Origin of the sequence: Vallitalea maricola, assembly GCF_036985595.1 — a bacterium.
Lineage (GTDB): Bacteria > Bacillota > Clostridia > Lachnospirales > Vallitaleaceae > Vallitalea > Vallitalea maricola.
Genome location: NZ_BTPU01000292.1, coordinates 1 through 240 on the forward strand (window position 1 = coordinate 1; position 240 = coordinate 240).

Annotated in this window: 1 pseudogene; it reads left to right on the plus strand. The window is 35.0% G+C overall.

From position 1 onward, the window contains the following. Positions 1 to 240, plus strand: a pseudogene (locus AACQ14_RS24135) (extracellular solute-binding protein); the annotation flags it as partial.

The following is a 240-nucleotide window of genomic DNA, read 5'->3' on the forward strand; positions in this document are numbered from 1 at the left end:
TACAACAGAAGAATTAAGAGAAGTTTTACGTGCTTTCAAAGAACAAGATGCCAATGGTAATGGCAATAAGAATGATGAGATACCATTCTCTTTCGACCCTGTAAATAAAAAACTTGGGTATTATGCAGGATGGTTTGGAATGCCTGTCAATGATTATGGATTTACTATGGTTGATGGGAAATTAACATTTGGTGCCAACAGTGAAGCATACCAAAACATGATTAAGTACATGAGAGATTT